Annotated in this window: 12 protein-coding genes; 6 read left to right on the forward strand and 6 right to left on the reverse strand. The window is 27.3% G+C overall.

Going from position 1 to position 13,241, the window contains the following annotated elements:
- Positions 1 to 257 precede the first annotated feature (257 nt).
- On the reverse strand, positions 258 to 566 hold the full coding sequence (locus AWN65_RS05285) for a DUF6787 family protein (RefSeq protein ID WP_060382216.1): 309 nt from the start codon (positions 564 to 566) through the stop codon (positions 258 to 260).
- A gap of 727 nt (positions 567 to 1,293) precedes the next feature.
- On the opposite strand from AWN65_RS05285, the gene AWN65_RS05290 reads away from it, so the two are divergent.
- The gene (locus tag AWN65_RS05290; RefSeq protein ID WP_060382217.1) at positions 1,294 to 3,204 is read left to right on the forward strand and encodes a DUF294 nucleotidyltransferase-like domain-containing protein; all 1,911 of its coding nucleotides are present in this window, start codon (positions 1,294 to 1,296) and stop codon (positions 3,202 to 3,204) included.
- 1 nt (position 3,205) lies between these two features.
- Positions 3,206 to 3,769 carry an exonuclease domain-containing protein gene (locus AWN65_RS05295; protein WP_060382218.1) on the forward strand — a complete coding sequence of 188 codons (564 nt, stop codon included), beginning with the start codon at positions 3,206 to 3,208 and terminating at the stop codon, positions 3,767 to 3,769.
- Here AWN65_RS05295 and AWN65_RS05300 read toward each other — a convergent pair.
- The 3 genes from AWN65_RS05300 to AWN65_RS05310 form a co-directional block, all read right to left on the reverse strand.
- Positions 3,766 to 4,545, reverse strand: coding sequence for a patatin-like phospholipase family protein (locus tag AWN65_RS05300; RefSeq protein ID WP_060382219.1), 780 nt, complete (start codon positions 4,543 to 4,545; stop codon positions 3,766 to 3,768). The genes AWN65_RS05295 and AWN65_RS05300 overlap by 4 nt on opposite strands.
- Before the next feature lie 84 nt (positions 4,546 to 4,629).
- On the reverse strand, positions 4,630 to 5,328 hold the full coding sequence (locus tag AWN65_RS05305; RefSeq protein WP_060382220.1) for an SIMPL domain-containing protein: 699 nt from the start codon (positions 5,326 to 5,328) through the stop codon (positions 4,630 to 4,632).
- 56 nt (positions 5,329 to 5,384) lie between these two features.
- On the reverse strand, positions 5,385 to 6,026 hold the full coding sequence (locus AWN65_RS05310) for a rhomboid family intramembrane serine protease (RefSeq protein WP_060382221.1): 642 nt from the start codon (positions 6,024 to 6,026) through the stop codon (positions 5,385 to 5,387).
- Positions 6,027 to 6,133: 107 nt separating this feature from the next.
- Between AWN65_RS05310 and AWN65_RS05315 the strand changes: the two genes are divergently transcribed.
- Positions 6,134 to 7,003, forward strand: a complete 870-nt coding sequence (locus tag AWN65_RS05315) for a lysophospholipid acyltransferase family protein (RefSeq protein ID WP_060382222.1) — start codon at positions 6,134 to 6,136, stop codon at positions 7,001 to 7,003.
- 192 nt (positions 7,004 to 7,195) lie between these two features.
- Here the strand turns inward: AWN65_RS05315 and AWN65_RS05320 are convergent, their stop codons facing one another.
- Positions 7,196 to 8,656, reverse strand: coding sequence for an aminoacyl-histidine dipeptidase (locus tag AWN65_RS05320; RefSeq protein WP_060382223.1), 1,461 nt, complete (start codon positions 8,654 to 8,656; stop codon positions 7,196 to 7,198).
- Between the two features lie 159 nt (positions 8,657 to 8,815).
- Complete coding sequence (locus AWN65_RS05325; protein WP_060382224.1) at positions 8,816 to 10,792, reverse strand: alpha-ketoacid dehydrogenase subunit alpha/beta; 1,977 nt, start codon at positions 10,790 to 10,792, stop codon at positions 8,816 to 8,818.
- A 172-nt stretch (positions 10,793 to 10,964) separates the two neighbouring features.
- Here AWN65_RS05325 and AWN65_RS05330 point away from each other — a divergent pair, with 172 nt between their 5' ends.
- From AWN65_RS05330 to AWN65_RS05340, 3 genes are all read left to right on the forward strand, one after another.
- Positions 10,965 to 11,918: an isopenicillin N synthase family dioxygenase gene (locus AWN65_RS05330; RefSeq protein WP_060382225.1), complete on the forward strand. Its 954-nt coding sequence runs from the start codon at positions 10,965 to 10,967 to the stop codon at positions 11,916 to 11,918.
- A gap of 78 nt (positions 11,919 to 11,996) precedes the next feature.
- Complete coding sequence (locus AWN65_RS05335; RefSeq protein WP_060382226.1) at positions 11,997 to 12,326, forward strand: translation initiation factor; 330 nt, start codon at positions 11,997 to 11,999, stop codon at positions 12,324 to 12,326.
- A gap of 39 nt (positions 12,327 to 12,365) precedes the next feature.
- Positions 12,366 to 13,232 carry a nucleoside phosphorylase gene (locus AWN65_RS05340; RefSeq protein ID WP_060382227.1) on the forward strand — a complete coding sequence of 289 codons (867 nt, stop codon included), beginning with the start codon at positions 12,366 to 12,368 and terminating at the stop codon, positions 13,230 to 13,232.
- The last annotated feature ends 9 nt before the right edge of the window (positions 13,233 to 13,241 follow it).

Consider the following 13,241-nt stretch of genomic DNA (forward strand, 5'->3'; position numbering starts at 1 on the left):
ACAATTAAATGTTTGTGCTTTTAAGCTTTTTTTTTAGAAATTAAGAAATAAAAGTTTTAATAAATAAAAAGGAGTCTTTAATCTATTGTGTTTTTTTAAATTGTATCTGCTTATTAAAATAAATAAAAATAACCTTTTAAATTTTATAATAGCTCTTAGAATACACTTTATGAATTACCTTAAAGCAGTAAAATTTGATAATTATTATAGAAAAAGAAATTTTGATATACAATCAAAGTTTTTAAGTTAGAATAAAATTAGTTTTCTTTAAAAATAAATCCGAGTCCAATAGATTTTAACATTTTTTTACTAAATGGAAAAAAGAATATAGATTGACCAAAAAGCCAACCAAAAAACATTAGCATAAAAGGGTAGAGGGGCAATACTAAAATAAATAATAAAAAATAATAAATACTCCAATGTAAATTTTCTTTGGTTAATCCTAAAAATTGCATGAAATAAGCAGAAATTTTGGCTGATAAGGAACCATTTATAGCAAATACAATAAAAATAATTACTAATTGATAATTAGATTTAATTCCCCAACGTTCTTTAAGTTTGTTCATCTATTTTTATTTTCACAAATATAATTAACGTATAGCAACTCTACCAAATAATTGTTGATTATTACTGTTTTGAAAATAAACAAGATAATTAATTAAATAATTTATTTCATAAGCATACGAATATTAGAATCATAATTTAACTGAATTAAATTTAAAAGGCACTAGAATTTGATGATTGCATGCTTTAAGTCTATAAACTATTTTTATTATAAATAAATGTTAAACCATAATATTATCAGAAATGTCATTAATCAATTATTAAAACCAAAATTCATAATTTGATTAATTACTCTTGAGCTATTTTAAAAATTTCTTATAAATCATTTTTATTAAATCCAGAAAATATTTAAATCAAAGAATAAAATTAACCCAGATTACGCATTAGAAAAAATAATTTTTATAACTCATTGAAATAAAATGTTTTAATTTTTATCAATTTTAGTTTTTTAAAAATTAAAGGATTAGGGAATCAATAAAGTTATTTTAAAAATTCTCTAATGCGTAATTTGGGTTTAATTATGAATATTTTTTAAACACCTAATATTTTGAACTATAATTTATATTATGTAAAATAGAAAAATTAAACATTTCCTTTTGCTTCTATAAAAAATATTCTATTTTTACTCTTGATAATACTATTAAAATATATTTGATTTTTGGCAAAGTCTTTGATGTTCTAATAGTGTGTTTTTATGATTAATAAAGTTTTAAAAATTAGATAAATTAAATGAAAAATTCTATAGCTACTAATATTGCTAATTTTTTAAAAGATTTTAAACCATTTAATTTTTTATCTTTTGAAGATTTAGAACAAATTGCATACTACGTAAAAGTTATTCATTTAGAGAAAAAACAAAAACTTTTTCAAATAAATGATCCTTTGCATGATTCTTTTTATGTTATAAATTCAGGTGTTATTCATTTGACTGTAGTATCAGATGCTGAAGAAACATTATTAAATAAATGTTATGCTGGAGATATTTTTGGATTAAGACCTTTTTTTGCTAAAAATAATTATCAAATGACAGCAAAATCAAATGAAGAAGCCATTTTATTTGCAATACCTATTGATCGAATTAGACCATTCGTTATACAAAACTCACAAGTTTTAAATTTTTTATTAGAAAGTTTTGCTCTAAACTCAAATAATCCAACTGATCAAGACAAAAAAAAATTAATAGCTGATAATGTACAACTTTCAGAATTTCAAAATGATTTTTCCTTTATACAAACATTAGCATACAACCATTCCCCTTTATTAGTTAAAAGAGATCAAACTATTAGAGAAGTAGCCTTATTAATGACTAATGAAATGTTAGATAATGCCTTCATAATAGAAGATGATAAACTTATAGGAATCGTTACAGACTCTGATTTTAAATATAAAGTAGCTACAGGTAAAAATGCTATTCAATCACATATTGATAAAATTATGACTTATCCTGTAATAACAGTTACTGAAAATGTTTCATTATCAGAAGCCCAATTAGTAATGTTATCACACAAAGTACATCATTTATGTGTAACTGTAGACGGAACTCCACATACTCAGGTAAAAGGAGTCATAACTCAACAAGATTTAGTACAAGCACAAGCTAATTCACCAGGTGTATTAATAAAAGAAGCTAAAAGAGCCAATTCTTCATCTGAATTAAGAGCAGTTTATAAATCTATGGCATCTATGATGCAACAAGCCCTTACTAAAAATATTCCTTTACAACACCTTTATAACGTTGCAGGAGAAATTGTACTAGCTATCATTAATAGATCTATACAATTAGCTATTTTAGATTTAGGCTCCCCTCCTGTTCCTTTTGCTTTTTTAAGTATAGGAAGTCAAGGAAGAAAAGAACAATTATTATTAACAGATCATGATAATATGCTAATCTATGCCAATGTAGATATTCAGCAAGCTAGAAATGTTCGATTTTATTTTAGTCAATTAGCTAAAAAAGTAGCCGAAACACTTGAAAAATTAGGTTATAAACATTGTGAATTTGGTAATTCTGTAACAAATGAAAAGTGGTGTAAGCCATTAAATGAATGGATTATTCAATATGAAAACTGGATTAAATCACCAGGCGAATTTACAAATGAACATTGTGCTATTTTCTTTGATTATGAATTTGTATATGGAGATCAAAGTTTTGAAACATTAATAACTGATACTATTTCAAAAATAAAAAATAAAACTTTATTTCTAGATTATTTAGGAAATGATGCACTTAAAAAACCAGCTCCATTAAATTTCTTTAAAAAATTTAATGAAGAAGATTCAGGACCCTATCATGGTAAATTTAATGTAAAAGAAAAAAGCCTTAATCAAATAATAGATATTGCGCGTTTATTATCTATACAGTTTGAATTAAAAGGAATTAATAACACATATTCTAGATACAAAGAACTAGCAATAAGAGATATTGACAATGCAGAAGTTTATCGTCAAGCATCAGAAACCTTTTTATTATTATCTAAATATAGAATTTTAGAAGGTTATAAAAACGATAATACAGGAGAATATATAGATATAGAACATTTACCTAAAATAGAAAAAGAACGTTTAAAAGAATCTCTTTTTGTATTAAAAGATTTAGAAGAAATAGTAAAAGACACCTTTCAATTAACACAATTTTCATAATATGCTCGATTGGTTAAAACATTTAGGAAAAGAATATCCAGATTTTTGGAAAAATTATTTACTTCAATTAGAAAGCCCTTCTATAAAAAAAGTAGCTTTATATATTGAAACAACGGGATTAAATCCTTCAAAAGATAAAATTATTTCAATAGGAGCTGTTGTTATTGAAAATAATCAAATTATAGTTGAGCAAAGTTTAGAAATTCAATTAGAAAAAGATAAAATTGTAAACTCTAAAGAATTAACTTATGAAGAAGCACAAGCTATTGAAGCTTTTATACATTTTATAGGTAATGCTACACTTGTTGGACACCGTATACATTATGATGTAGAAATTTTGAATGAATATTTATCAAAATTACATAGCGGTCGTATAAAAAATAATTTATTAGATGTAGAGGTTATGGAAACAAGAATTTTAGATTTAAATTCTAAAATATTTTCTCTTGAAGAATTGTTTTCTACTTATAAAATAAAAAATCCTGAAATATTAACTTCAGGAAATTTAGCTTTCAATATAGCTTTATTATTTTTAAAAATGAGAGGAAAACTAAAAATTAATTAAAAGTCAAATTCATTTTTTAAAAATGTTTTTTGAGCTTCTTTATATCCTATAGAAAAAATTTCTTTCATTTTTGATTTATTTGTTTCAAAAGTACCAAATTTAGATAATTCTTCTGGCTGAATAAGCCAATTACAATTAGCAAATTTGTGAGTGCTAGAATTACCAAAAAGCAAATCAAAAGCACGAGCTGTCACAGATCTAATAGAAGTAAGATCTTTAGATTCAATTTTTTGTATAGGACTTACATAAACACCTATACAATAATCACATTTTCCTTTTAATAAATCTGTTGGGAAATGATTTAAAATCCCTCCATCACTGTATAAATTCCCTTCAAATTCATAAGGTGAAAAAACACCAGGAAATGAGGATGATGCTAAAATAGCATCTACGACACGAGTTTTTTCATTAAAAACTTTTAATTCTCCTTTTATTAAATCTGTTGCAGTTATCTGTATTTCAATAGGTAAATCTCCTATTTTTAAATCTTTAAAAATTTTATAAAAATAAGATTCAAAAGCATTTCCATCTATTAAACCTGCTTTAGAAAATGTAAAATGTTTCCAATGAAAGAAATAAATTGATCTAAAAAACTCTAAAATTTCAAGAGGTGATTTTCCTATAGCATATAGAGCTGCAATTATGGCTCCTACACTAGTTCCTGAAATACTATTAGGTTTTATTTTATTTTCTTCTAAAAAATGTAAGACTCCTGCATGAGCCAAACCTTTACTCCCACCTCCAGAAAGTACTATACCTATATTTTCTAATTTCATTTTTATAAAAAAAACTGTCGGAAAAGATATTTACAAAAATTTATTTTTTTATATTACTTTTCAGACAGCTTATTTATTTTTAATTTATTCTATAACAAATCCAACTTGTACGTTTACAATTACAGTCATTTCTCCTACTGCCAAAATTTCTTTATTAGGAGTATCTTTTAAAGTTTCTAACATGCCTGCTGATTTATACATCATAGGTTCTTGTTGGTAATAATTTGATGTATTATCTGTTACTAAAAGAAGTTTTCCTACTTTTTGTCCTAAAGCAGATACAAAATCTTCTGCTTTTTGCTTTGCATTAAACATTGCTTTTTTACGAGCTTGTTTCTCTAATTCTTCTAATTTAGAAGTTTTAAACTCAACACCTCTTATATTCGTGATTCCTGTATCAGTAATTCCTAACATGAAATCATTATATTTTTTTATGTCTTTTAACAAAATAGTTATCGTTTGACTAGCATGAAAATTATATTTCTTTTTTTCGTAGTCATAATTTTTATTAAGACTTACTTCCGCTGTTTGATAATCAGAAGAAAGAATATTATATCCTTTTATATATTGAATGAGTTTATCTATTATGTCATCATTCGTTTTTTTTGCAGTTGCTGCGTCTTTAGCTGTATTTTCAACTCCTAAAGTAATTAAACATTGATCTGGGACTACTTTTATTTTACCTTCTCCAGAAACATTTATTTGTGGAGTTTGTTGTTTAAATTCTTGTGCTTGTATCATAAAAGTTATTAAAAATAATAAAGAAGTGATTAATTTTTTCATTTGTATATGATTTTAATTAGATAATTATTTTTTTAAAGATTACAAAATCTATGCCATTATATTTTTTTCATTTTTGTTAGGAAAAAAAGTATAATTATAGGAATAATTAATATAAAAATCATTTTAAAACTTGTAATTAAAATAGTAGGTTCTATTAATATTGTAGTTATTAACCCTCCTAATGCGCCTCCAAAATGTGCTTCATGTCCTATATTGTCATTTTGAACTTTCATACCATAAATGGAATATAATAAATAACCAATACCAAAAATATAAGCTGAAATTGGGAATGGAATAAAAAAAAGATATAAATTCATTTCAGGGTTTAATAAAATAGCAGCATATACTATACCTACTACGGCTCCAGAAGCTCCTCTAGCCCTATAATTAAAATTATTCTTATGATAAACGATAGATAACAAACTACCTGACAATAAACTAATAAAATAAATTATTAAAAATATATAAGAACCTAGATAATTAATTACAATATTTCCAAACATATAAAGTGTAAACATATTAAAAAATAAATGTCCCCAATCACCATGTAAAAAACCAGATGTAAACATTCTTATTTGTTCTCCTGAACGAATTTTCCCAATATTAAATTCGTATTGACTAGAAAAATAATAATCTGTAAAGCCTTTATAGCTTATGAAAACGGTAATACCTATTAGAGATAATAATATAAAATTCATAGAACTCCTTTTTATGAGCAATATACTACATTTTATAAATAATAGTTAAAGAATGAAATACTTTATTAAATAAATTTAATAAGTTATATTTGCCTTAAAATATTCAAATGCAATTAGTCGTTTATTTACTTTTATATCCTATAATTTGGTTTATATCTATACTCCCTTTTAAGTTGTTATATCTATTGTCTGATGGTATTTATTTTATTATTTATTATCTCATAGGCTATAGAAAAAAAACGGTACGTCGTAATTTAACAATTGCTTTTCCTAATTTATCTTTTAAAGAACGATTATCTATAGAAAAAAAATCATATAGACATTTGTGTGATATGTTTTTAGAAATGATAAAAACACTAAGTATTTCAGAAGAAGAAATGGATAAAAGGTATCAGTTTACCAATTTAGAGATTTATAATAAATTGGAAATACAACAAAAAAGTGTAATTATTATGTTAGCTCATTATGCAAGTTATGAATGGATAATAGCCATGAATAAATATATTAAGTTTGAAGGTTTTGGTGTATATAAAAAAATTAAAAATCCTTATTTTGACAAGTTAGTAAAAAAAATTCGTTCTAAATTTAATGCAACATTAATTAGTACTAAAGAAACTTCAAAAGTTATAGAAAATAATAACAAAAAAAATATACTATCCGCTTATGCTTTTATAAGTGATCAGACTCCTAAAGCATCCAGTAATATGCACTGGTACAAATTTATGGGTAAAGAAGCTCCTATACATATTGGAGCAGAAATGTTAGCTAAACGATTTGATATGAATATTATCTTTTTAAGGGTAAAAAAAATAAAAAGAGGTTTTTATCAAGCGACTTTTGAAATTTTAACAGAACAGGTCAATTCTGTCCCAAATTTTCAAATTTCTGAAAATTTTATTAAGAGAGTAGAAGAGCAAATTTATGAAGCTCCTGAATATTATATGTGGACTCATAAAAGGTGGAAACATAGTAGATAAACAAAAAATTATAACCAACTTTAGAAAATTTTCTAAAAAGACATGTATAAAAAGAACTAGATTTAGTTGGTCAGTTCGATGACAGGAGAAGTCACATTAAGTACTATGTAATTTGTGCTTCGCCTGTTTGTTTCATTCGAACTTTCTTGAGTTTAAATGACAAATTGCCATTTAAAAAACTTTCTTTATTTTTTACTTTTGAGGAATATTTTGTAAAATTTCTAAAACAAATTTCCAATATTTTTGAGCAGAAGAAATACTAGCTCTTTCATCAGGACTATGAGCTCCTTTGATCGTAGGACCAAAAGAAATCATATCCATTTCTGGATAATTAGTTCCTAAGATACCACATTCTAATCCTGCATGGCAAGCCACTACGTTAGGTTTTGAACCGTTTTGTTTTTCATATATAGAAGTCAATACATCCAATATTTCAGAATTGATATTAGGTGTCCAACCTGGATATGAACCTGAAAAAGTAACTTCACAACCAAATAATTCAAATGCTGAACGTAAAGAGTTAGCTAAATCAAATTTAGAACTTTCTACAGAGGAACGTGTTAAATTTTGAATTGATATTTGTCCTTCTTTTACAACTACTCTTGCGATATTATTTGACGTTTCTACTAAATCAGCCATATCAGGACTCATACGATATACTCCGTTGTGAGCTGTGTAGATGGCGCGTAATAAACCTTCTTGAACCCCTAAATCCATTACATTTGCTGGTAAATCTGATTTTTCAATCAAGATTTGAAGATGGGGTTCCATCGTCTTATATTCAGATTTTATATCATTAATTATTTCTTGCATATCAAAAACAAAAGCTTCATCATACATTCCTGCAATAATTACTTTTGCTACGCTTTCACGCGGAATTGCATTTCGTAAACTTCCACCATTGATTTCAGAAATTTGGAGACCAAAATTTTCAAAGCCATCAAATAATAAACGATTCATAATTTTGTTAGCATTTCCTAATCCTCTATGAATATCCATCCCTGAGTGCCCCCCCTGTAATCCTTTTACAGTAATTGTGTAACCTACAGAACCTTCGGGAGTTTCTTCTTCATTATACTCACGTTCAGCCGTTACATCTACTCCACCAGCACATCCAATATCAATTTCGTCATCTTCTTCTGTATCTAAATTCAAAAGAATTTCACCTGATAACAAACCTCCCTTTAAACCTAAAGCACCTGTCATACCTGTTTCTTCATCAATAGTAAATAAGGCTTCTATAGCTGGATGTGTTATATCAGTGCTTTCTAATATTGCCATGATGGTAGCTACACCTAGACCATTATCTGCTCCGAGCGTGGTTCCTTTAGCTCTTACCCAATCACCATCAACATACATTTCAATTCCTTGTGTATCGAAATCAAAAATAGTATCATTATTTTTTTGACAAACCATATCTAAATGCGATTGCATTACTATGGTTTTTTTGTTTTCCATTCCTACTGTCGCAGGCTTTTTAATAATTACATTACCTACTTCATCTTTTATAGTTTCTAGACCTAATTTTTGTCCAAAATCCATCATAAAAGCAATCACTCTTTCTTCTTTTTTAGAAGGACGAGGTACCGAATTCAGATCGGCAAATTTGTTCCAAAGAGCTTTTGGTTCAAGGTTTCTTATTTCTTTGCTCATTTTATTATTATAAATTTATAAAAGTGTCAAATTTACGAAGAATGATTTTTTATTATATAATAAAAATACAATTTATGATATAAAATAATATTATACATAGGTCTAGGTTTTATATTTTTTATTTAATGTTTCTATCTATATTAATGATTTAGAAAAAGGTTAATAATTTAAAAGTTTTTTTAATTCTTTTTCAAAACGTATTTGGGGTAAATATTGATCTTCTAATGATTTCATAAAAGGAATTGGGGTTTCTAAACTCCCTACTCTATAAACTGGAGCATCTAAATATTTAAAGCAATTTTCCATAATTAATGCCGAAATATCACTTGCTATACCACCAAAAAGAGTGTCTTCTTGTAATATAATAGCTCTATTTGTTTTCTTTACTGATTTGTAAATCGTTTCTAAATCTAGAGGCTGAAGTGTTTTTAAATCAATTAAATCAGCTGATATATCTGGATTGTTATTTAATGTATCTAAGGCCCAGTGTACACCTGCACCAAAACTAATAATAGTTACATTATTGCCCTCTTTTATAAGTGAAGCTTTACCAAATGGTAATGTATAATAATCATTTGGCACATCTTGATAAATAGAACGATAAAGCATTTTATGTTCAAAAAAAAGGACAGGATTTGGATCATTAATAGCCGTATTTAATAATCCTTTAGCATCATAGGGAAATGCAGGATAAACAACTTTTAAACCTGGTGTTTTTGTAAACCATGCTTCATTTGTTTGGGAATGAAAAGGACCTGCTTGTGTACCACCTCCACAAGGCATACGAACTACCACATCTGCTTTTTCCCCCCAACGATAATGTTGTTTTGCAAACAAATTAACGATCGGATTAAAGCCTGTTGAAACAAAATCTGCAAATTGCATCTCTACAACTGCTTTATATCCGTTAATAGATAATCCGTTTGCAGTAGAAAGAATAATACTTTCACAAATAGGCGTATTTCGTACCCTATCTTTTCCAAATTGACTAACAAATCCTTCTGTAATCTTAAAGGCACCTCCATATTCAGCTATATCTTGACCCATAAGAATTAAATTAGAATGTTTTTTCATGGATTCTTTTAAAGCTTGCGAAATAGCATCTATCATACGAATATTTTCTATTTCTACATTAGAATCTATTTTTTCAAAATGATAAGGAGCATAAACATCATTTAGCTCATTTTCTAAACTAGCAATAAGAGCTGGTTCTTCTTGTACTTTAGACCATTCTAAATCAATTTCTTCTTTTATTTCTTTATGAATTATATCATCTTCTTCATCTGAAAGAACCATTGTTATTTTTAAATACCTTCTATACTTTTCAATTGGATCTTTTTCTGCCCAATGTTGTATTAATTCTTCTGGTACATATTTAACACCACTAGCTTCCTCATGTCCACGCATTCTAAAAGTTTTACACTCTATTAAAACAGGTCTAGGATTTTCAATCATTGATTTTTTTAGTTCAGATATTAGATTGTATACTTCTAGAACATTATTACCGTCTATTATATAACTTTCCATTCCATAAGCTATTCCTCTGTCTGCTAAATTTTTACATTTATATTGTTCATTTGTAGGAGTAGAAAGACCATAGCCATTATTTTCTATGATAAAAAGAATAGGTAACTCCCAAACAGATGCTACATTTAATGCTTCATGAAAATCACCTTCTGAAGTAGCACCTTCTCCAGTAAAAACAGCTGTAACTTTATTATTATTAGCTAATTTATTAGCTAATGCAATGCCATCGGCCACTCCCATTTGTGGTCCTAAATGAGAAATCATGCCTATTATTTTAAATTCTTGGGTTCCAAAATGAAAAGAGCGATCTCTTCCTTTTGTAAAACCATTTAATTTGCCTTGCCATTGAGAAAATAATCTTTTTAAAGGAATCTTTCTAGTTGTAAAAACGCCCAAATTACGGTGCATAGGCAGTATATATTCATCTTGATCAAGAGCTGCTGTAACCCCTACCGCTATTGCCTCTTGTCCTATACCTGAAAACCACTTTGAGACCTTTCCTTGACGAATTAAAATCAACATTTTTTCTTCAATCAATCGAGGTTTTAGTAATTGTTTATAAAGGTTTAATAAAACTTCATTTGTTAAATCTTTTCTTTCAAAATTCATAATTAATTTAGTTAGCTATCTCAAAAATAAAGATTAAAATTTCAGTAAAACTGACAAAAGTTAGTTTTTTTATAATTGTTAATAACTTTTATTTAAAAATCAAACATTTTATATTTACTTTTGTTCTATCAAGGTATTATACCAATTGAAGTTATTAACAAAAACTAAGACAATGCAAAAAATTCCTAGTGTTGACTTACGTGATTTCCTATCGGATGACCCGGTACGTAAACAAAAATTTGTAAATGAAATCGGAAAAGCCTACGAAGAAATTGGTTTCGTAGCATTAAAAGGTCACTTTTTAGATGACAAATTAGTAGAAAATTTGTACAGCGAAGTACGTAATTTCTTCGATTTACCATTAGAAGTAAAATCAAAGTATGAAATTCCTGGTATTGGTGGACAAAGAGGTTATGTATCTTTTGGTAAAGAACATGCTAAAGGACGTTCAGCTGGTGACTTAAAAGAATTCTGGCATTTTGGTCAGTATGTTTCAGAAGGTTCTAAATGGGCTGGAGAATACCCTGACAATGTTGTTGTAGAAGAATTACCTAATTTTAATGAAGTAGGTAAAGAAGCTTTCCAAATGTTAGAAAAAACAGGAGTTTATGTGTTAAGAGCATTGGCTTTATATGTAGGTTTAGATGAATTATACTTTGATAATTTTATTAAAGATGGTAATTCAATTTTAAGACCTATACATTATCCACCTATTACAGATGAACCTAAAGATGGTGCTGTACGTGCGGCAGCTCATGGAGATATTAACTTGATTACTCTATTAATGGGAGCTCAGGGTAAAGGCTTACAAGTTCAAAATCACGCAGGAGAATGGATTGATGCTATTGCACAAGATGATGAATTAATGATTAATGTAGGCGATATGTTATCTCGTCATACAAATAATAAATTAAAATCAACTATCCACCAAGTTGTAAATCCTCCTAGAGAATTATGGGGAACTTCACGTTTTTCAATTCCTTTCTTTATGCACCCTGTAAGTGATATGTCTTTGAACTGTTTACCAGAATGTATAGATGAAAAGAATCCTAAATTATTTGAAGATATTACAGCTGGCGAATACTTAAATGAGCGTTTAGTTGAATTAGGATTGTTAAAAAAATAATTTAATTATTAAGTATTTAAAATTGAGAGTTGAAGATTTTAATTAATTTTTAATTCTCAATTTTTGATTTTCACAAAAATGGATTTAGAAGATCAACTAAAAAAACTATTTCCAGATCATATTCCTTCTGATGAACCTATTGAAGAAGAAAAGTTACACACACTTTTTGTTCAAAAAGAACCCATGATTTGTAAATACGAAAAAAGAAAAGGAAAGCCCATTACAATTATAGCAGGCTATGAAGGTGAAGATGAAGATTTTAAACTTTTAGCTAAAGACATAAAGAATAAATTAGCTGTTGGAGGAAGTTTTAAAGATGGAGAAATCATTATTCAAGGAGATTATCGTGATAAAATCATGCTTATATTAAAAGAAAAAGGTTTCAAAGTAAAACGAGTTGGAGGTTAAATAAAACCTCGAAATTTACAATTATTAATTTTAAAATTTATGATTAAAAATTCAGAACTTATACTAAACCCTGATGGTAGCGTTTACCATCTTAATTTAAAACCATCAGATATTGCAGAAGACATTATTATAGTTGGTGATCAATATCGTGTTGAAAAAATTACAAAACATTTTGAATCAATCGAATTTTCAACACAAAAAAGAGAATTTAAAACACAAACAGGGATCTATAAAGGAAAACGAATTACAGTATTATCTACAGGTATTGGACCTGATAATATAGATATTGTAATGAACGAGTTAGATGCTCTAGTTAATATTAATCTAGAAACAAGAGAAATTAAAGAAAATTTAACTTCTTTAAATATTATTCGTATTGGAACTTCAGGCTCATTACAAGCTGACATACCTGTTGATAGTTTCGTTTTATCTAAATATGGTTTAGGTTTAGATAATATGCTTCGCTCCTATTTGATAGATCATATTACTGAAAATGAAATAGAAGATGCCTTTATCTCACAAACCAATTGGGATATGCGCAAAGGAAAACCTTATGTCATAGCTGGAAGCGAAATCTTAGAAAAACGTTTAGAAAGTGATAAAGTATTTAAAGGTTTTACAGGAACAGCAGGAGGTTTTTATGGACCACAAGGGCGTGTTCTTCGTTTAAATATTCAAGATCCTCAATTAAATAGTAAAATGGATTCTTTTCATTTTAATGGTACACGTATGACTAATCTTGAAATGGAAACCTCTGCTATTTACGGATTAGGAAAACTTTTGGGACATAACTGCTTATCTTTAAATGCTGTCATTGCAAACCGAGCAAACGGAACTTTTAGTGAAGATCCTTATAAAGCTGTAGATGCTTTAATACTTTATACACTTGATAAATTAGTTGAATAATAGCAAATC

Origin of the sequence: Flavobacterium covae, assembly GCF_001534645.1 — a bacterium.
In the GTDB taxonomy this organism is placed as follows: domain Bacteria; phylum Bacteroidota; class Bacteroidia; order Flavobacteriales; family Flavobacteriaceae; genus Flavobacterium; species Flavobacterium covae.